Raw genomic sequence first — 19,732 nt, 5'->3', positions numbered from 1 at the left:
AGCCGACCTTCGCCACTGTCCGGCACCGCACCAAGGTCACCAAGGGTCCCGGCTCCCGCGCAGCCGGCCTGGCCATGGCCTTCAAGCTGATCGAGTCCGCCCAGTCCCGCTGGCGTGCGGTCAACGGCGCCCACCTGGTCGCCCTGGTCCGCGCCGGCGCCACCTTCATCGACGGCAAACTCGTCGAATGCCCGACAGAATCACCCGTCCCCACAGCCGCCTAGGAACTCATGATCCACAGGTCTTGACTATTGCTCCGCCTGGCCGACCGTGAAGCGCTGGCTCGACCGCTACCTCGCGGGCGAGTCCATGCAAGACCGCTCTTCCCGCCCGAAGACTTCGCCACACAAGACACCCCTGCCGGTCGTCAAGCGGTGCGTGAGTCTAAGGATGCGCCTGCGAGAGGGGCCGGTCCAACTCGCCGCACGGCTCGGCATCGCACCCTCGACCGTGCACCGAATCCTCACCGAGGCACGACTCAATCATCTGTCGCATGTAGATCGCGCGACCGGTGAGCCAATCCGTCGGTACGAACACCCGCACCCCGGATCTCTGGTGCATGTCGATGTGAAGAAGCTTGGGAACATCCCGAACGGAGGCGGCTGGCGCTACGTCGGCCGCCGTCAGGGCGAGAAGAACCGCTTAGCCACACCCGACAAGCCGAAGAACAAGTGGCATGACCCGAAGATGGGCTACGCGTACGTACACACCGTCCTCGATGACCACTCCCGAGTTGCGTACAGCGAGGTTCACGACGACGAGACGGCTGTCACCGCCGTCGCAGTTCTGCGCAGAGCCGCCAGTTGGTTCGCCGAGCGAGGTGTCATCATCCAGCGCGTGCTCTCGGACAACGGTGGTGCATACCGCAGCCGCCTATGGCGCGAGACATGCGAGGTGCTTGCAATTCGCCCGAAGCGCACTCGCCCATACCGTCCGCAGACGAATGGAAAAGTGGAGCGATTCCACAGGACCATGGCCGATGGGTGGGCCTACGCCCGCTGCTACCAGTCAGAATCCGAACGCCGCGACGCACTCGAATCTTGGCTGCACTACTACAACCAGCATCGGCCCCACACGGGGTGCCGGGGCCAAGCGCCCCTAACCCGATTCACTAACCTTCCCGATCAGTACAGCTAGGTGTCGATGGCGTAGGGGGCGCAGCGGCCCTTCTTCAGGTGTCGCCGGAAGCCGCGCGATGTATCTATGAAACGCACTGCTGAAGAGGCGGCGGCCACGCGTGCCCGGGTGGTGGAAGCCGCCATCCTGGTGTTCGCCGGCATGGGCTGGAAAGAGGCCACCTACGAGGCCATCGGCGCCCGCGCGGGCGTCACGCGCGGCGCCGTGCACCACCACTTCCGGGACAAGACCCGGCTGCTGGAGGAGGCGATCTCCGCCGGGTGGCGCCGCCACGCCGCACCTGCGCTGAGCGAACTGAGCTGCATGGACCGGCCTCCCGTTCAGCGGCTGGCCGGGTTCCTCTCCCTCTACCTGTGCCTGCTTTCGCAGGACGAATCCTTCCGGGCGCTTGCGGTTGTCTCGGTACTCGTCGCCCCCCAGGCCGTCGACGTCGGCGAGGGGATGCGGGAGAAAACGCGGGAGACCGACGAGTGGGCGGCCCTGATCATCCCGCTGTTTGAGTCCGGTGCCGGCGTACGGGCGGGGTTGCGGCCGCCAGACGTCCTGTTCGCCGTGATGGCCTTCCTGCGCGGCGTGACCGCCACCGCCGCCACCGCTCCTCAGGACCTGCCCACGCCCGAAGCCTCCGCGAGCATCGCCCGCGCTGTCGTGGCCGGCCTGATGCAGGATGAGGAGGAATGGTGACCTCCCCAGAAGCCCTCGTTCCTTGACCATGGCGCGCGCCCCCTGTTCACCGACATGCTGGTGTACGGGCTCGCGGTGCCCATCCTGCTGCTTCCCTCCGTGGCCGCGGCGGGCCCCGCGGCCGGCGGCGCCCTGTTCGCTGCCTACGCTGCGGTGATGGTCGCCGTCACGCCGCTGACCGACCGCCACGGCGCGCATCCCTCGAAAACCGATACCGGAGTGGAGTGGCTTGCTTCAGGTGTCGCAGGCCGTCCGTGGGTGGAGCACCGCGCCGCAGTCGTGGCGGCGTCGGTCGGTCGGCGGCCACGACGCCGCGCGGCCCAGTCGCCCCGGCCCAGTCGCCCCGGCCGGACGACGCCAGGTCGGCGCGGGCTTCCGATGCGCGCGGCCGCGATCTCGCGAGGACACCATAGGTAGACACGACCCATCGCGCATCCGGCACAGGCTCGGCCACGGCCTTGACCGCCTCCGGCCGGTCGGCATGCAGCACCGGCACGAGGCCCGCGCGCAGCTGCTCTGTTGCCGGAGCTGTTGCTCGCATGCTGTGGTCACTGTCACGCCGTCGGCTTCACCCGGACGGAGTCCCGCCGAGTCCGCCGGAACCACGAATGGCCGGTTGCCGCGGTGTGCTCACGCATCCACTTGATGAGCGCCTCCTCGCTCGGCTGACCTCCTTGGTCCAGGTTTGAACCTCACATGGTGATGGTTTGACGCAGCCCATTTGCATGAAGAAACCGATCGGTTTACAGTGAAGGAAACCGATCGGTTTCTCATGTGGAGGCATGTCATGACAGCAATCAAGGGCGCCAACGTCTTGGTCACCGGAGGCGGCCGGGGTATCGGCAAGGTGCTGGTCGAGGAGCTCTACGCGCGCGGCGCCGGCAAGGTGTACGCCACGGCCCGTGACCCACGTTCTGTGACGCATCCCGATGCCGTCCCGCTGGCGCTCGAGGTCACCGACCCGGCATCCGTGGCGGCCGCCGCCGACCAGGCCCAGGACGTCACCATCCTGATCAACAACGCCGGCGCCTCGGTTCGCGCTTCGTACCTCGACTCCCCGATGGAGGACGTGCGCCGGGATCTGGAGACCAACTTCTACGGGCCGCTGCTGGTCACCCGGGCTTTCGCGCCGATCATCGAGCGCAACGGCGGGGGGCACCTCCTCAACGTCCACTCCGCCCTGTCCTGGCTGGCCGACGGCACGCCCTACAGCGCCTCCAAGGCCGCCCTGTGGTCGCAGACCAACTCTCTGCGCCTGCAGTTGCAGCCGCGCGGCATCGTGGTGACCGGGCTCCACGTGGCCTACGTGGACACCGATATGACAGCGGGTCTCGACGCACCCAAGGCCGACCCCCGCGATGTCGCCGTGGCCGCGCTCGACGGCATCGAGGCGGGGACACACGAGGTGCTGGCCGACGACACCACGCGCTGGGTCAAGTCGCAGCTGTCCGCTGACCTGGAAGCCATGTACGCCCAGCTGAAGAAGTAGCACGCACTCACCGATCTCAAGGAGATCCTTGTGGAAAGTCCGCTCACCCACCGCTTCGTCGACGTGAACGGGGTCAGGCTGCACATCGCCGAGCAGGGGCAGGGACCGCTGGTCCTGCTGCTGCACGGCTGGCCGGAGAGCTGGTACTCCTGGCGTCACCAGTTCGGGCCGCTGGCGGCGGCCGGATACCGCGTCGTCGCCCCTGACCAGCGTGGCTACGCCCGCAGTGAGCAGCCGCCGGACGTCACGTCCTACACCCTGCTCCACCTCGTCGGCGACGTGATCGCCCTGATCGAGGAGCTGGGGGAGGAGCAGGCGGTCCTTGTGGGGCACGACTGGGGCGCACCCGTTGCCTGGACCGCGGCGATGCTGCGCCCGGACAAGGTCCGCGCCGTGGCTGGGCTCAGCATTCCGCCGATCCTGCCCGGCGGGATGGTCCCGCCCTCGATCACCCGCACCCAGTACGGCGAGGGCTTCTACCAGGTCTACTTCCAGCAGCCGGGAGTCGCCGACGCGGAGTTCGCCAAGGACATCCCGGACTCCTTCCGCCGCCTCCTGGTCGGCGCCTCAGGTGACAACCCGCTCGGCAGCCAGCCCCGCCCGTTGGTCATACCCGACGGGCTGGGCCTCCTGGACGCCATGCCGCAGTCGCCCGCTCTCCCGGCCTGGCTGACGGAGGAGGACGTCCAGGCCTACGCCGAGGACTTCGCCCTGCACGGCGAGCAGGCCTTCACTGGCGCCTTCAACTGGTACCGCAACATCGAACGCAACAACGAACTGCTCGCGCCTTTCCGGGGGCGCGGGATCGACGTCCCCGCGCTGTACGTGGTGGGAGACCGTGACATGGTCACCTCATTGCGTGGCCCGGACGGGGGCAGCTCGCTGAGCGAGCTTTTGCGCGGCCAGGGCACGCCGGGCAACCCGCTGAGCGCTGTCGCGCCTCAACTGCACGGCCCGGTGGTGCTGCCGGGCTGCGGGCATTGGACACAGCAGGAGCGTCCCGCCGAGGTCAACGCCGCACTCCTCGACTTCCTCACCCGCGTCGACGGCTCGACGCCCCGATGACACTACGCAGGCTCCTGCCGCGCTGAGCGACGGCACGCACGCCATGCGTTGACGAACGGCTTCCAGCGGACCGTCGTACCCCGTGCAGGGCACTCCTTGCACCCCGAGACCACCACATCCTGGGCCTGCTGAACAGCCGACCCACCGCAACCAGACAGAGGACACATCGATGCCAGAACGCAATCCCATCCTGATCACCGGAGCCGCCGGCGAAATCGGCGGTGTGAGCAGAACGACGGCCGAGATGCTGCTCGACCAAGGGCACCCAGTGCGCACGTTCGTGCGGCAGGACGACGAACGCGCGCACTCGCTCCGCCAGTCCGGTGCCGAGGTCTTCGTCGGTGACCTGCTCAACGTCGCCGATGTGACCGCCGCGCTGAAAGGCTGCCGGCGCATCTACTTCAGCATGAGCCTGTCGCCGTACTACACCGACGCCGTCAGCCTGATGGCCGCGGCGGTGCGGGCCCAGGGCGGCATCGAGGTCGTCGTCAACATCTCCGAGTACGAGCAGTCGTTCATGACGTTCGAGAAGATGATCGCACCGGTGGAAGAACGGCGTTCGTGGCTCGGCGGGCTCGTCGCGGACTGGTCGCCGCAGCAGCGGGCCCATTGGGTCGCCGAGCGGGTGCTGGAGTGGTCCGGCCTCCCGACTGTCAACGTGCGGGCCGCTTTCTTCGTCGAGAACCCGATCCTGACCTGGCTAGCACTGGAGTCGCTGGCCGACGGGGAACTGCGCCTGCCCTTCGGCACCCAGCGGTTCGCGCCCATCGCGGGTTACGACGTGGCGGAGGTGTGCGCGAAGATCCTGGCCGACCCGGCGCCGCACATTTCGAAGTCCTACGAGCTCACCGGTCCGGAGCTGAGGGACGGGCACGGGTTCGCTGAGGACTTCGGAGCCGTGCTGGGACGCAAGATCGCTTATGTTCCCGACGATGTCGAAACCTGGAACGAGACCTATATCGACAGCGCCATGGCCCAGTATCCGCACATCGCGGAGCACCTGAAGACCCTGACCCGGCTGGTTGCCGGCGGGGGGTACCGCGGCGTCACCGACCAGCTGGAAACCCTGCTCGGGCGCCCGCCGAAGACCGTGCGGTGGGCGCTGGAGAACCATCCGCGCATCCAGAAGCTGGCGGCTGTCTGAGCCGCCGAGCAGTCGAACTGCGGTCATGAGCGAGGAGACGAGCGGTGAAGTTGCCGGGATCTGTGGAGAACCAACCTGCACACTGGCGGTTGCAGCGTGTCGACCTGGGAGAAGTACCCTACGCTGCGGCGCAGGCGGACGCTGGGTTGAGGAGCGCAAACAGGGCCTCGCCGCCAACCGGCTCTTCCTGCTCACGCACCCTGCGATGATCCCCTACACCGCCCGGACGCCGAGCGGCCAACTGCCCGACGCGGCCTAGCACATCGCCCTGGTGCAGACCAACCGCGGCGGACATGCCACCTACCACGGTCCCGGCCAACTCATCGGCTACCTCGTGCTCAACGTGCGCGAGCTCGGTCCCCGTGGACTGATCCGCCGTGTCGAGCTGGCGCTGATCGACGCACTGGACGCCCTCGGCTTCCCGGCGGTCCGCCGGGAGAGGAGAGCCTGGTGGGCGTGTGGACCCCCGATCACCGCAAACTCGCCTCAGCAGCCCGGCGGTCGGGGCGGCGGCCAGCAGTCCGGCCTCGGCCAGCGACAGGCCCTGGGCGCGCAGGGTCGGGATCAGGTAGGCCAGGCCGAACTGGAAGGCGCATCCGGCGGTCATGGCCAGCATCCCGACCGACAGCACCAGCCAACGCCGCCGGTCGGCCGGTGAGGGGTGGGGCCCGCTGGTGGGCGGGCGCGGTGATGGCGTGTGGGGCACGGTGTCCTCCTTGCGACACTCGCTGCTGTTCGATGGCTGATAGCTAACAGCATGCTGATGAGTTTTCGCAAATTGGCTGCTGTTCGACGGCTGATAGGTTTGCGGGTATGCACTACTCCGAACGGCTGCTGGGCTACATCAAGCGCGCCGAGCAGACCACCCAGGCGGCCAAGGAACACGTGCTGCGCGACCACGGGATCACCCCGGCGCAGCAGAGCGCGATGGCGATCCTGTCCGACCACGACGGCATCACCGCCGCCGAACTGGCCCGCAAGTGCGCCGTCACCCCCCAGACCATGAACAGCACCCTGGGACGGCTGGAGAAACGTGGCCTGGTCGAACGCCGCCCGCACCCGATGCACGGCACCCTGATCGAGGTTCGGCTCACCGCCGCCGGACGCGAGCTGTTCGACCGCGCCGACACCCACGTGGCCACCCTGGACACCAACCTGGCCGCCGAGCTGAGCAGCCAGGAGAAGTCCGAACTCAAACGCTTGCTGACACGCGTCAGCGACACCGCCCAGCAGATCATCGCGCCGCCGGAGAGCTCCAGGACGAGCGCCGGTTAGCCCACCAACGCGGTCTCATCACCGCCTCTTATCCCGCCGTTTCACCCCCGGCGGCGACGTTCGCAGGAGGGCTCCACAACCGGGGATGTGAAGCCGTCACAGGACCGCTCCGCTCAGGCTCTCGCAAGAGCCCTGATCGCTGGGGATTTCTGCTGTCCGCCACTGTGTCAGCTCTCCTGTCCGCCAGCGTGGACCTCCTCATTTCCACTGACACAGGATCTGGAGGAACTCGCCCGGGATGCCGCCCGTCCGGAGCGGCCCAAGGTATCGGACATCACCCGGGAAGAACTCGCCGAAATTGTCCGCAGAATCATGGAGGCAAACCCGGACTCCGACTACTACCTACGCCTGCTCGAGGCCAATGTGCTCCATCCACGCGTCAGTGATCTGATCTTCTGGCCGCCGGAAGAATTACAGGACGCCACAGCTGAGGAGATTGTTGAAGCCGCCCTCAGGTATCGCCCCATCGCGTTGTGAGCGAGGGCCAGGAGTCTGGAACAGATCATCTGGGAACGGACAGCAGAAAGCGACAAGTCAGTCCGGACGACCATGAGCCCCCCGTCCGGACTAACTTGTCGAGCCGCAAGTCACACCGGATTCCTCCGAAATCCCGAAGCGGACCTGAATCATGCGTGGCAATGAGCGTTGTCGGATGCAATCGTGACGGTAGGAGTCAATGGGTGATGGGACCTGTAATGGTGGGCGGCTTGGCTGCGCGAGCGTCGTTGTGGCCAGCTACGCCGAGACGCACAGAGCCCCTGACTTTCCTCCACTGGAAGCGGGGCTGATCGCACGGACCCGAGTGGAGGGCCTACATAATGAGCGCGTGACGATGACCACAGAAGAAGCGGACAAGATCCTCAGCGCCAACTTCGCCCCCTGGGTTTTACGGCTCGGACTGTCCGTGGAGGCAGTGGAAGATGACCGTGCCGTCCTCCGGATGCCCTGGTCCGATACCCTGGCCAGGGAAGGAGGCGCGCTGTCTGGCCAGGCAATGATGGCGGCCGCAGACACGGCCACAGTCATCGCCATATCGGCGGCGCGGGGCGCGTACGGGCCGATGACCACGGTGCAGCAGTCCACGACGTTCCAGCGGGCGGTGATAGGCAGCGACGTCCTGATCGAAGCCGTCGTCACGAAACTGGGCCGCCGGATGGCTTTCACCGGCGTCACCCTCACCGACGAGGCAAGCGGCGACATAGCGGCCCATGCCTCCACGGTCTACGCCCTCCTGGGCTGACGCCGCCCTACACCCGTCCTCGGTTCCCTCGACTTCGGACAGAAGGTGCGCTTCCCCCGGCGCACGGGGGGCGCTGCCCTGCATTGGGCCGGGTGGGAGAGGTGCCGGCCGGGGTCGACGTCGTCACCGAACCGGCCGACGATCCGGTTCCCCCTCGCAGCGTGCCGTCAAGAACCGTGCGATGAGCCGCTGTCCTGTCTCGGTGAATGTGGTCCAAGGTTCCGCTCATGGCCTGCGGTGGTCCAGGTTGAGTGAGACTAGAGAGTGCCCGAGGGTCCCACCGAATCTGGTCCATCTGATGTTGTCTCATCGAAGGTGGTCTGTGCGGTCATGATTCCTCGCGCCAGCGCCGAAGCCTACCTTCGCGGATCCCGCGCTTCGTCACAGGGTCAGGACAGGAGGTCGAGGGCGCGAGCGACGGCCTCGCGACCTTCGCGCACTGCCGCCGCCAGATCCTTGTCCGCAGGGCCCTGCCAAGTCAGGTAGGCGACCGTGGTTCCACGCCGCACGACCACCTCGACGTGCGCCGCGAGAGCTGCTGGCCGCACCGGCTCATCGCCCACGTTGACCAGCACAAACTCGCCGAACTACGCGAACGGCGGACTCGTCCGCCCGGCTGGTACAGCCGCCGCCTCTGGAGCGACGCCGAGGGACCCCCAGCCGATCCACCGTCATGAGTGCACTGCGCTTGACACGTCTCGACGACCCACCTGCGGGGCAGGACAACTAAACCGGCAGTTTTGTCGGTACGTTTGACGATTGTCACGGTCAGCCGCAGAACGGTCTTGGCTCAGGCCACCAGACGTCCGGCGTAGCCGCCATCGGCCCAGACGAGACTGATCGTGGAGAACCGTTCGCGCAGCAGCGCCAGCAGTCGGTGAGCGCCGTCGCGGTCTTGCATGCTGGCGGCGGTGACAGTCACTCAGCCCAGCGCAATTGCGGTCCACGACACCGGCGGCAGCTCGATGCTGAGCAGCCCGTCGGACAGGATCGCGCTCGGGTTCGCGTGCGGGGTCACGCGGTTCTGCTCGGTGAGTGTGTTCTTCGCATACGCATCCGGGTCGGCGAGTGTGACCGCCTCCAGAATCCGCGAGGAGCCAAGGCTGCGCACATCGACCGTGACCTGAGTGGCCTGCGAAAGCCCGCGGTTGACGAGGAAGACCGCGGCCCGGTCCTCGTCGACGGTCGCGACGGCGTCGACGACAGACGCCTCGCCATGGCGTGCCGTCGTGTAGGTCGGCGCCTCGACAACGGGGCGGATCACCTCACCGGCGGCAAGCCGGCTGGTGATCGAGAACGGGTAGAAGGTCGTCTGCCGCCAGGCAGGGCCGCCGGGCTCGGTCATGATCGGCGCGATCACGTTGACCAGTTGCGCGAGCGAGGCCGAGGTGACACGGTCGCTGTGCTTGAGCAGCGTCATCAGCAGGTTGCCGACGACGACGGCGTCCGCCACCGAGTAGAGGTCCTCCAGCTGCCGGGGGGCGTGCCGCCACTCGTCGTTGACCTCGTCGGACTCCTGGTGCTCCTTTTGGTACCAGACGTTCCACTCGTCGAACGAGATGTTGATCTTCTTGTTGGAGCGTTTCTTGTAGCCCACGTGGTCGGCGGTCGCGACGACGGTGTCGATGAAGTAGTCCATGTCGGTCGCCGAGGCGAGGAAGGAGCCGAGGTCGCCGTCGAGCTCCTGGTAGTAGGCGTGGCAGGAGACGTAGTCGACGTGGTCGTAGGTGTGCTCGAGCACCGTGCGCTCCCAGTCGCCGAAGGTCGGCATCCAGGAGCCGGAGGAGCCGCAGACCACGAGTTCGAGGTCCTTGTCGGCGGTCTTCATCGCGCCGGCGGTACGGGCGGCGAGCTTGCCGTAGTCGTCGGCCGTCATGAAGCCGGTCTGCCAGGGTCCGTCCATCTCGTTGCCGAGGCACCACATGCGCACGTTGTGCGGCTCCGGCGTGCCGTTGGCGACACGCAGGTCCGACAGCGCCGTACCGGACGGGTGGTTGGCGTACTCGAGCAGGTCCAGGGCGGGCAGGATGCCCCGCGTACCGAGGTTCAACGCGAGCATCATCTCGGAGTCGGTGAGCTTGAGCCAGCGGGCGAACTCGTCCAGGCCGACCTGGTTCGACTCCAGCGAATGCCAGGCGAGGTCGCGGCGCACCGGGCGCTTGTCGCGGGGGCCGACCGAGTCCTCCCAGCGGAAGCCGGAGACGAAGTTGCCGCCCGGGTAGCGGACGGTCCTGGTGCCCAGCTCTCTGACCAGTTCGACGACGTCCATACGGAACCCGTCGTCGTTCGCGCTCGGGTGTTCCGGCTCGTAGAGCCCGGTGTACACGCAGCGGCCGAGGTGTTCGACGAACGAGCCGAAGGTGCGGCGCCGGACAGGAGCGATGACGGCCTGCTTGTCGAGCTTGATGTGGGCCCGGGGCAATTCAGTGGTCCTTTGCAGTTCAGGATGGGCGTGGGGCAGCGAACGCGTTACTTGACGGAGCCTGCGGTCAGGCCCTTGCGCCAGAACCGCTGGAGGCTGATGAAGGCAACGAGCAGGGGGATCAGCGACAGGAACGCTCCGGTGATCGGCAGCAGCAGCGGCACTCCGCTGACGAACTCCGAGCGCCACTGCACCAGGCCCACCGTGACGGGCTGCAGTGAGGGGGTGTTGAGCATGAGCGAGGGCAGCAGGTAGTTGTTCCAGATGCCGACGAACTGGAACAGGAAGACGGTCACCAGTGCCGGGGACATCAGCGGCAGGGCGATCCGGAAGAAGGTGCGCTGTTCGCCTGCTCCGTCGAGCCGTGCGGCCTCCAGCAGTTCGTCCGGGACGGACGCCGCGGCGAAGATCCGGCACAGGTAGACGCCGAACGGGCTGACACAGCTGGGCAGCAGCACCGACCAGTAGGAGTTGGTGATGTCGAGCTTGGCCATGAGCAGGAACAACGGCAGGGCGAACATCGGCGCCGGGATGAGAACCGAGGCAAGGATGACGTTGAACACGCTTTCCCGGCCGCGGAAGCTGAACTTGGACAGCGCGTAGCCGGCCATCGCGGACAGCAGGGTGCCGACGGTGGCGCCGACGAGGCTGTACAGCGCGCTGTTGGCGAGCCAGGTGGAGAAGATGCCGCCCTCGAAGCTGAACACGTTTCTGATGTTGGTGACCAGGTCGAAATGGGAGAACCACAGCGGCGTACCGGTGTAGAGGTAGCCCGAGGCCTTGGTCGCGGAGACGAACAGCCACCACAGCGGGATCAGCGTGTACAGGGCCATCAGGCCCAGCATGCCGTTGACGACGGCCTTGCTCGCGATGTCGGTGCCGCGGCGGGCCGGTCGGGTCGGTCGGCCGGCCTGAATCACGCTCATGCCATCGCTCCCTTGCGCTGGTTGTACTTGAGAAACCCGAACGAGAGCACGAGGGTGACCAACGCGAGCACGACGGACTGGGCGGCGGCGAGGTTCTGGTCGCCCATGTCCATGCCCAGGGCCGTGTTCATGATCGGGGAGAACTTCGGATCGACGCCCGGGATGCGCGCGCCGACCAGCACCGCCGGCTCGGTGTACAGCTGCGCCGTCCCGATGATGGAGAAGACCGTGGTCAGCACCAGCGCGGGACGCACCAGCGGGATCTTCACCGCCCACGCCAGGCGCCATCCGGTGCAGCCGTCGAGCGCGGCGGCCTCCATCACCTCGGCCGGGATCGTCTGCAGCGCGGAGTAGATGATCAGCATGTTGTAGCCGGTCCAGCCCCACGTGATCATGTTCCCGATCGAGACCGGAACCCACGACGGCGACAGGAAGTCGACGTCGATCCCGATGTGGGACAGCGGTCCGGTGAACGGCGAGAGGTCTTTCACCAGGAGGAAGGACCACATCACCGCGGCGATCGCACCCGGCAGCGCGTAGGGCAGGAAGAACGTGAGCCGGTAGGTCTTCCGCAGCCGGGCTGAGCGGGAGTCCAGCAGGAGCGCGAGCAGGAGGGCCAGGCCGAGCATGACCGGGACCTGGACGCAGCCCAGCAGTATGACCCGGATGATCGACGCGATGAAGTCGTTGTCGCCGAAGGCGGCGGCGTAGTTGGACAGTCCCGTGAACTCTGTGGACCGCGTACCGCCGAACAGCCCGGCGCGGCGGACGGTGAAGAAGCTCTGGTAGATCGCGTAGCCGATCGGCGCGACCATCATGGTCAGGAAGAGCACCGCGAACGGCGCCAGGAAACCCGACGCGGTCAACGCGGTACGGCGGCCGGTGCGCCGCGGCCGACCGGCGGGGGAGACGTGGGGGGTGACCGCGGGCACCGGCCGCGGCGGCGACGCGGTCCGGGCGCTGCTGGGACTGCTCATGGAAACCTCGCTGGGCGGTTCGTCGTCAGGGAGCGGGTCCCCGCGGCGCCGGGTACGGGCGGCCGCGGGAACCCTTCGGGGCGGCTGGAGTCCCGCTGCCTCAGCCGTCGGTCACCGACAGTCCGAGCTTCTTGATCGCGGCGACCGTCGAGGCCTGGACCTTGGTGACCGCGTCCGGATAGGTGCCGGAGCCTATGGCGCCGGTGAAGTCCGACTCGACCTGCTGATAGGTCGGGCCGTTGGTCCAGGTGCTGGGCACCTGCGCGGCGGAGGCCTTGTACACCTCGCCGGCCTTCTGGCCGCCGAAGTACGGGTCACCCGCCTTCAGCGACGGGTCGTCCTGTCCGGCCTTCGACGCCGGGTACAGCCCTTCGGTGATGCCCGCCTTCACGGCCTGCGGGTCGCTGGCCAGGAACTCGGCGAACTGCACGGCTTCGCGGGGCGTCTTGCACCCGGTCATCACCGAGGTGGCCGAGCCGCCGTTGCTGGAGCTCTTGCCGTCGCCGGCCTCCCAGGTCGGCATCGGGGCGACCGCCCACTTGCCGGACTGGTCCTTCAGGTCCGACTTCAGGCCGCCGGCGGCCCAGGACGCGTTGACGAACGTCAGCACCTTGCCGGCTGTGGCGGCCTTGTTGAACTGCGGGTCCCAGGCGTTGCCGGTCTTCGTCACCAGACCCTTGTCCTTCAGGTCCTGCCAGAAGGAGGCGACCTTGCGGGTGCCGGGGTTGTCGATGCTGACGGTCCAGCTGTCTCCGCTGGTCGAGTACCAGGACTGGCCGGTCTGCAGGGTGTAGGCCGCCAGATCGTTGCCCTCGCTGGGCGCGTTGCCGAACTTCACGCTCGGATCGGCGGCGGCGACCTTCTCGGCGTCGGCCTTGTACTCGGCCCAGGTGGCCGGCGGCTTGGTGATGCCGTACTTGGCGAACAGGTCCTTGCGGTAGAAGAGGACCATCGGGCCGACGTCCACCGGGACGCCGTAGATCTTGCCGCCGATGCTGGAGGCGGAGACGGCCGACGGGACGTACTTGGCCATGTCGGCGCTCGCGTCCTTCGTGATGTCCATGACCGTGTTCTTCACGAGCATCGACGGGATGGCTTGGTACTCGATCTGGGCCAGGCACGGGCCCTGGCCGGCGGTGATCGCGTTGGTGATCTGGGTGTAGCCGCCCTTGCCGCCCGACGGAATCTTCTTGAAGGTGACCTTGATGTTCGGGTGGGCGGCGTTCCACTGGTCGACGATCTTCTCGTAGGGGGCCCAGCCCCAGAACTCCATCTTCACCGGCCCGCTCTGGCCCGATTCCGCGGCGGGGGTGTTCTTGTCACTGCTGCACGCGCCGACGCCGAATGCCATGACCGCCGCGGTGGCGAGCGCCAGGAGTCTGCGGGTGCGTATGGTGGTGCTGTCCATGAGAGGGAAACCCTTCGTGACGGGGGACTGACTTACTGGACTGTCGGTGGGCGGGCGGCCAGGCCCGCCCACCGGCCGGTGCTGAACTCCACGCCGAACACCGTCGGGACCGCGGCAAGGACGTCCGATGCCGACGGGCCCGGGCCGCAGGCCGCGCTGCCGAGGCCGTGGTGCGCGTGGTCGAGGTACAGATGGAGTCTGCCGTCGCCGACCAGGTCGTGCTGGTGGGCCGCGGCAGCCAGGACTGCGGTGCTCCAAGGACGCACGGTCAGGTCGATGACCGGGTCGCCCGTGATGAGCAGGGTGGTGCCGTCCGGGGTCGTGATCCGGATGCGGCGGACTTGGTGGCGGTTGCCGTTCTCCTGCGGGCGGACATAGGGGGTCTGCATCGCCGAGACAGTCGACCGGTAGCGGCCGACGCGAGCCGCGGTACGGGAGTCGCGGTACGCCTCGCCGGGACCGAGGCCGAACCACTCGACCTCGGCGTCGGTGCCGGGCAGCGACATCGCGATCCCCAGCCGGGGCAGCGGCACCGACCATGCGCCGTCAGGGGTGACGGCGCATTCCAGCCGGAGCCGGGCCTGGCCTGCGTCCGGTCCGTCGCAGGCCGTCCAGCGGTAGACCATGCCGAGCCCGGAGGAGGACCCGACGGCGGCGAGCCGGGCGGTGACCGTGAGTCCTTGTGCGTCGGGCTCGACGCTCAAGACCTCATGGCGCATCCGGTTCAGTCCGGCGGCGAGCCAGGCGGTGATCTGCGGCTCGCCGAAGGCGTTGAGCAGGTCGTTGTCGATCGGGGCACGCCAGATGTCCAGCCTGGGCCCGTCGAGCTCTAGGTCGCCGAGCCGGATCAGCACCCCGCTGCGGGCGTCGAACCGCGCGGGGCCCAGTGTGATGTACCCGTCGTGGGCGATCGCCGGCGCCGGCGTGGAGGAGACGGGCGAGGCGGCGGGAGCCACGACCAGCCCCTGGGCCCAGGCGATCTCGTGGCCGGCCCGGGCCCAGGTCTCGTCGGCGGCGAGCACCGCGGTCACGGTCAGCCACACCTCGTTGCCAGAGCCGTTCTTGCGCACCGAATCGAAGGCGGCGGCGAGGTCGGCGGGCCATTCGACGACTGTCGTCGCGCCCGGTGCGGTCGCGGGCACGGTCAGGCCGCCGGAGCCGGCCGGCTCGCCGCCGTCCTCGATGGTCCACTGGAAGTCCAGGTAGCCGCTGTCGCGGACGTGGTACAGGTTGTGCACGCTGACCTGCCGAGTCACCGGGTCGATGTGGATCCGGACCGGTTCGATGACCTTCTTGTACTCGACCAGGCCCGGCGACGGCGTGCGGTCGGGGAAGAGCAGCCCGTCGGCGACGAAATTGCCGTCGTGGACCTCCTCGCCGAAGTCGCCGCCGTAGGCGTAGAACGAGTGGGGGGCGTCCTGTTCGGTGCGCCGGAGGATCCCGTGGTCGATCCACTCCCAGATGAATCCGCCGGCCAGGCGCGGGTGCGCGTCGATGACCTGCTGGTACTCGGACAAGCCGCCGGGGCCGGTGCCCATGGCGTGCCCGTACTCGCACAGCACGGCCGGAAGGGCCCGGCGGTGCGCGTCGTCAATCGGATCAGCTGTCGGAGGTTCCTGGCCGCGCCCCACCGCGGCCAGCTCGTCCACACCGATGTACATGCGGGAGTACAGGTCGACGTACGCGCAGCTCTCGTGGTCGCCCTCGTAGTGGATCAGACGACTGTCGTCGCGGTGCCGGACCCACGCGGCCGCGGCCGCCAGGTTCGATCCGGTGCCGGACTCGTTCCCCAGCGACCAGACGATGACCGAAGGGTGGTTCTTGTCGCGTTCCACCAGCCGGGCGGCCCGGTCCAGGTACGCCTCGCGCCACGCGGGGTCGTCGCTGGGATTGCGCTGCCAGCCGCCCGGCTCGAAGCCGTGCGTCTCGAGGTCGCCCTCGCAGAACACCCACAGCCCGTGCTCGTCGCACAGATCCAGGAAACGGTGGTCGGGTGGGTAGTGGCTGGTGCGCACCGCGTTGATGTTGTACTGCTTCATGAGCAGCACGTCGGTCACCATGGCGTCCTCGGTCAGGGTACGTCCCGTCAGGGGGTGCCATTCGTGGCGGTTGACGCCCCGTAGCGAGATCGGCCGGCCGTTGGCGGTCAGCACGCCGTCCACGACGGCCACCGTGCGGAAGCCGATGCGCAGCGGAATCCGCTCCCCGGCCTCGGAAACCAGTTCCCCCGAGTACAGGCGCGGCCGCTCGTCCGACCAGGGCTCGATGCGGTCGATCACGTGCGGGCCGGCCGGATCGGCGGCGGATATGCCGAGCTCGGGCACCGACAGGGACACGCGGGTCGGGGCGTTGACGTCTACGGACAGGGTGCCCCAGCCTGTCGTGTGGTCGTAGGCGGTGTGGACGAAGAAGTCCTCGACACCGCGGGCGGCCACGGACACCGACCGGAAGATCCCGGACAGCCACCACATGTCCTGGTCTTCCAGGTAGCTGCCGGACGACCACTGGTGCACGCGGACCGCGAGTACGTTCCGGCCGGGCCGCAGACCGGCGGAGACGTCGAACTCGGTCGTCAGCCGGCTGCCCTTGCCGTCGCCGAGCCGGATCCCGTTGAGCCACACAGCGAACGCGGAGTCGACGCCCTCGAACCGGAGCACCGCAGCCGATGCCGGGAACCCGTCCGGAACGTCGAATTCGCGGCGGTACTCGCCGGTCGGGTTCTGCCGGGGCACCCGCGGCGGGTCGACCGGGAACGGGTACAGGACGTTGGTGTAGGCCGGGGCACCATAGCGCGGCTCGCCGGGCAGGCCGGTCATCTGCCAGCAGGACGGCACGGCGAGCAGGTCCCAGGCGGTGTCGTCGAAGTCCGGCGCGGCGAAGTCCCCGGTGAGGTCGTCCAGCCCTGACGCCAGTCGGAATCTCCAGTCGCCGTCGAGCGCGATCGTGGGCAGGTCGGAGGCGAACGCGGCGCGCGGGCGCAGCCGTCCGGTGCCCGGCGACCGGTCTTCGACGTAGGCGTTGGGGTCGAGGCCGTTCATCAGTAAAGGTGTTTCCTCTCGGAATGCCCTGTGGTGGCGGGAAACGGCTGGGAAGGACTGCGCTGGCGGCTCATGGGGTGTGCCGTGGCAGGGTCAAGCGGTGCCAGGCGCTAAGCGGTCGCGCCGGGCGGGGCCGCTGCTGTCCCTTACGGTCAGGGTCGGGCGCAGCAGCGATACGACGTTGGTCGGCGGCTGGCCGGAGTCGACGGCTCGTAGCAGTAGTTCCACGGCCTGCTGGGCCATCTCGCGCTTGGGGAAGGTGACCGTGGTCAGCGCCGGTCGGATCCGCCCGACTTGGGCGATGTCGTCGAAGCCGACGACGCTGACGTCGTCGGGGACCCGCCGCCCGGACCGGACCACCGCCTCGATGGCACCGATGGCCAGGATGTCGTGGGTGGCGAAGATCGCCGTCAGCTCCGGATCCGCGTCCAGCGCCGCGCAGGCCGCGGCGAACCCGCCGGCGGCGTCGTCGCTGGTGCAGGCGAACACCTTGCGGTCGTCCAGCCCGTCGGCAGCGAACGCCCGGCGCAACCCCACGACGCGCGGCGTGTGCGCGGGGAGGTCGGCGACCACCGCGACGTTCCGGTGGCCGAGATCCCGCAGGTGGCACCCGGCCAGGAACCCGGCGTGCTGGTAGTCGATGGACACCACCGGGAGCGTGGTCGGCGGGTCCCCCTCCCAGGCGAACAGCGCGACCGGGAAGTCGGCCGCGGCGAGCATCGGCAGCTGCTGATCGACGCCGTTGTCCCCGGCGGCCAGCAGTGCGTCCACCGAGCGCGCGGCGAGGTTCTCCAGGTGGGCCCGGGTGTAGTCGGGATCGTCGCGCGTCGTGGCGAGCAGCAGGTTGTATCCGTGGCCGACCAGGAGGTTCTCCACCTCTTCGACCACTTCCGAATAGAACGGGTTGGCCACCGACGGCACGAACAGCCCCACCGTCGACGTGCTGCCGGTGCGCAGCGAGCGCGCCACCAGGTTCGGCTTGTAGCCGAGTTCGGCGATCGCCTTGTTCACCTTCGCCAGGGTCTCCGGCCGCACCTTCTTGCCGGACACCACGTTGGAGACGGTCTGCTTGGTGACTCCCGCCCGAGCTGCCACCTCCGCCATTGTCACCACGTACGCCCCGCAACATTTATCGATCCACGCATGTGGCGTCAGCGTAGGGCGACTGTCGCAACAGGGCAAGGCTTCGTGCGGCGGCCGTGATTCAGCCGTTACGGAGCACGGTGAGGGCGTCGCAGGCAGGTCACGGCTGTTTCCGCGACTTGAAGTGCACGGAGCATTGACGGTCCCGGAAATACGGCAGTAACGTCCCCGCCATGCCGATCCCATGGATCGGTCAACGCGGTGAGCCACCCTGGCCCACCGCGCGAAACAACACTCGACCTCACCCGCGTCACCCCGCTCGGCATCGGGTTCGCTCTCACCATGTCGCCGCTGACCGGGGCCGCCATCCAGGCGGTCAGCCCGCAGGAGGGCGGCCTCGCCTCGGGCGTCAGCAGCACCACCCGGCAGATCGGCGCGGTGCTCGGCGTGGCGGTGCTCGGGGCGATCGTCCACACCCGGGAGACTGGCGGCGCCTCCTTCGAATCCGGCCTCAACAGCGCCTTCCTCGCGGCGGGTGCCGTGACGCTGGCCTGCGCCGTATTCACCGGCCTGTGGCTGACCGCGGCCCGGACGCCGCGGGCTATCCCGGGCAGCGTCCCCATGCCGAGATCAGCGGCGCGAGGGTGAGGTCGAGCTCGCCGGCATCGATGGCGGCCAGGTGCGCGTCGATCTCGGCGTCGTTGGCCAACCCAGCGGCGAGCAACTCGGCGCGGACCATGCGCACCGTCGCGGTCTCCAGCCGGTCGCAGGCTACCCCGCCGACCGGGAAGCAGCCGGCCGCCGTGACATCGACCAGGCCGGCCGCACGCAACGCCCGCGGCAGCGTACGGCCGTAGCGCAGGTCAGCGCCGCGGCGGGTCATCAACTCCCGGACGGCGCGCCGCAGCCGGTTGGCGCGCTGCTGTGCCGGGCCAACCTCATCAAGGCAGGCCAGCGGCTGCAGCTCGGTATCGGCGTCCTCGACCAATAGCCAGCCACCGGGGCGCAGCGCCGCCACCATCGTCGCCAACGCCCGGGCACGGTCGGGCACGTGGACGAGCACGAGCCGGGCGTGTACCAGGTCGAACGTGCCTGGCTGCGGCGGCGGGTCCCCGACGATGTCGTGCCGGAGCACCTCGTACCCGCCGTGCGGGTCCAACCAGGCCGGATTGATGTCTGTGGCCAGCACGTAACCGGTTGGTCCGACGGCCGTGGCGAGTGCCTTGGGAATGCTGGGGCCTCCGGCACCGACTTCCCAGCAGCGCCAGCCCGCCTTCACTCCGAGCCGGTCGAAGTGCCCCCGTGTGACACCGTCGAACAGCTCGGCCAGCCAGGTGAACCGTTCGCCCGCCTCCACCCGGGCGTTGTCGAGCAAGTAGCGGTGACCCGGGGCAGACCCAGGGGTGTGCGGTGATGGGGGGCCGGACCCCGCGCCAGCAGTATTCACCGCCCCGCCTGAGGTTGTGTGTCCGGCTCGGACCCGGGGTCGGCGAGGGGCTGCGATGAACTCATGCCTACATCCTCACGATCTTCCGCGTGCTGTGTCAGCGCGACATGGAATGAAACCAGACGGTCTCCGGGACTGGTGAGGATCGGAGCAGATTTTGGCACCGCACCACTACAAAACGAATGTGGTCGAAGTACGCCAAAAACGCGCCGAGTGGCGTAGGACCCAGTTCTCAGCGTTGGCGTCGCCGGGCCGCCAGGTCGTGTTCGGCCGTGGTGCGGGCGGAGGTCTCCTCGCCGAGGCGGACGTAGCGGCCGAGGCTGGCGGGACTTGGCGTGCAGTTCGGGTGCGGTGCGTCCGGCTTTGGCAAGATGTTGCAGCGCGCTGTGGCGGGGCT

Annotated in this window: 18 protein-coding genes and 2 pseudogenes; 11 read left to right on the top strand and 9 right to left on the bottom strand. The window is 68.4% G+C overall.

Features of this window, described 5'->3' with window-relative positions:
• The 10 genes and pseudogenes from ABN273_RS54355 to ABN273_RS54310 form a co-directional block, all read left to right on the top strand.
• Window positions 1-224 (top strand): annotated as a pseudogene (locus tag ABN273_RS54355) (IS256 family transposase); the annotation flags it as partial.
• A 34-nt stretch (window positions 225-258) separates the two neighbouring features.
• Window positions 259-1,137 (top strand): annotated as a pseudogene (locus tag ABN273_RS54350) (IS481 family transposase); the annotation flags it as partial.
• A gap of 66 nt (window positions 1,138-1,203) precedes the next feature.
• On the top strand, window positions 1,204-1,821 hold the full coding sequence (locus ABN273_RS54345; RefSeq protein ID WP_349457613.1) for a TetR/AcrR family transcriptional regulator: 618 nt from the start codon (window positions 1,204-1,206) through the stop codon (window positions 1,819-1,821).
• A gap of 787 nt (window positions 1,822-2,608) precedes the next feature.
• On the top strand, window positions 2,609-3,310 hold the full coding sequence (locus ABN273_RS54340; RefSeq protein ID WP_349457612.1) for an SDR family oxidoreductase: 702 nt from the start codon (window positions 2,609-2,611) through the stop codon (window positions 3,308-3,310).
• A gap of 30 nt (window positions 3,311-3,340) precedes the next feature.
• Entirely contained in the window at window positions 3,341-4,375 is a 1,035-nt protein-coding gene (locus ABN273_RS54335; protein WP_349457611.1) for an alpha/beta fold hydrolase, read from the top strand.
• Window positions 4,376-4,544: 169 nt separating this feature from the next.
• Window positions 4,545-5,519: an NAD(P)H-binding protein gene (locus ABN273_RS54330; RefSeq protein ID WP_349457610.1), complete on the top strand. Its 975-nt coding sequence runs from the start codon at window positions 4,545-4,547 to the stop codon at window positions 5,517-5,519.
• A 271-nt stretch (window positions 5,520-5,790) separates the two neighbouring features.
• Entirely contained in the window at window positions 5,791-6,177 is a 387-nt protein-coding gene (locus tag ABN273_RS60070; RefSeq protein ID WP_502911316.1) for a lipoyl protein ligase domain-containing protein, read from the top strand.
• Window positions 6,178-6,332: 155 nt separating this feature from the next.
• Window positions 6,333-6,794, top strand: a complete 462-nt coding sequence (locus ABN273_RS54320; RefSeq protein WP_349457608.1) for a MarR family winged helix-turn-helix transcriptional regulator — start codon at window positions 6,333-6,335, stop codon at window positions 6,792-6,794.
• A gap of 87 nt (window positions 6,795-6,881) precedes the next feature.
• Window positions 6,882-7,271, top strand: a complete 390-nt coding sequence (locus ABN273_RS54315) for a bacteriocin immunity protein (protein WP_349457607.1) — start codon at window positions 6,882-6,884, stop codon at window positions 7,269-7,271.
• A 355-nt stretch (window positions 7,272-7,626) separates the two neighbouring features.
• Window positions 7,627-8,034 carry a PaaI family thioesterase gene (locus ABN273_RS54310; RefSeq protein ID WP_349457618.1) on the top strand — a complete coding sequence of 136 codons (408 nt, stop codon included), beginning with the start codon at window positions 7,627-7,629 and terminating at the stop codon, window positions 8,032-8,034.
• Between the two features lie 389 nt (window positions 8,035-8,423).
• On the opposite strand, the gene ABN273_RS54305 is transcribed toward ABN273_RS54310, so the two are convergent.
• The 8 genes from ABN273_RS54305 to ABN273_RS54270 all read right to left on the bottom strand — a co-directional run bounded on the left by ABN273_RS54305 (window position 8,424) and on the right by ABN273_RS54270 (window position 17,900).
• Entirely contained in the window at window positions 8,424-8,609 is a 186-nt protein-coding gene (locus ABN273_RS54305; RefSeq protein WP_349457606.1) for a hypothetical protein, read from the bottom strand.
• Window positions 8,610-8,824: 215 nt separating this feature from the next.
• On the bottom strand, window positions 8,825-8,956 hold the full coding sequence (locus ABN273_RS54300) for a transposase (protein ID WP_349457605.1): 132 nt from the start codon (window positions 8,954-8,956) through the stop codon (window positions 8,825-8,827).
• Complete coding sequence (gene arfA, locus ABN273_RS54295; RefSeq protein WP_349457604.1) at window positions 8,957-10,456, bottom strand: arabinosylfuranosidase ArfA; 1,500 nt, start codon at window positions 10,454-10,456, stop codon at window positions 8,957-8,959.
• A 47-nt stretch (window positions 10,457-10,503) separates the two neighbouring features.
• Window positions 10,504-11,382: a carbohydrate ABC transporter permease gene (locus ABN273_RS54290; RefSeq protein ID WP_349457603.1), complete on the bottom strand. Its 879-nt coding sequence runs from the start codon at window positions 11,380-11,382 to the stop codon at window positions 10,504-10,506.
• Complete coding sequence (locus ABN273_RS54285; protein ID WP_349457602.1) at window positions 11,379-12,359, bottom strand: carbohydrate ABC transporter permease; 981 nt, start codon at window positions 12,357-12,359, stop codon at window positions 11,379-11,381. Before ABN273_RS54285 ends, ABN273_RS54290 begins: the two co-directional genes overlap by 4 nt.
• Before the next feature lie 100 nt (window positions 12,360-12,459).
• Window positions 12,460-13,767, bottom strand: a complete 1,308-nt coding sequence (locus tag ABN273_RS54280) for an ABC transporter substrate-binding protein (protein WP_349457601.1) — start codon at window positions 13,765-13,767, stop codon at window positions 12,460-12,462.
• Between the two features lie 32 nt (window positions 13,768-13,799).
• Window positions 13,800-16,805 carry a glycoside hydrolase family 2 TIM barrel-domain containing protein gene (locus tag ABN273_RS54275; RefSeq protein WP_349457600.1) on the bottom strand — a complete coding sequence of 1,002 codons (3,006 nt, stop codon included), beginning with the start codon at window positions 16,803-16,805 and terminating at the stop codon, window positions 13,800-13,802.
• Window positions 16,806-16,898: 93 nt separating this feature from the next.
• On the bottom strand, window positions 16,899-17,900 hold the full coding sequence (locus ABN273_RS54270) for a LacI family DNA-binding transcriptional regulator (RefSeq protein WP_349457599.1): 1,002 nt from the start codon (window positions 17,898-17,900) through the stop codon (window positions 16,899-16,901).
• 249 nt (window positions 17,901-18,149) lie between these two features.
• Between ABN273_RS54270 and ABN273_RS54265 the strand changes: the two genes are divergently transcribed.
• Complete coding sequence (locus tag ABN273_RS54265; RefSeq protein ID WP_349457598.1) at window positions 18,150-18,536, top strand: MFS transporter; 387 nt, start codon at window positions 18,150-18,152, stop codon at window positions 18,534-18,536.
• On the opposite strand, the gene ABN273_RS54260 is transcribed toward ABN273_RS54265, so the two are convergent.
• Window positions 18,490-19,263 (bottom strand): methyltransferase domain-containing protein, encoded by a 774-nt coding sequence (locus ABN273_RS54260; RefSeq protein ID WP_349457597.1) that lies wholly within the window; start codon window positions 19,261-19,263, stop codon window positions 18,490-18,492. The two genes, ABN273_RS54265 and ABN273_RS54260, sit on opposite strands and share 47 nt — an antisense overlap.
• Between the last annotated feature and the right edge of the window lie 469 nt (window positions 19,264-19,732).

The organism is Nonomuraea sp. B19D2 (assembly GCF_040137845.1).
GTDB lineage: Bacteria > Actinomycetota > Actinomycetes > Streptosporangiales > Streptosporangiaceae > Nonomuraea.
This window is presented reverse-complemented; position numbering and strand designations above follow the sequence as displayed.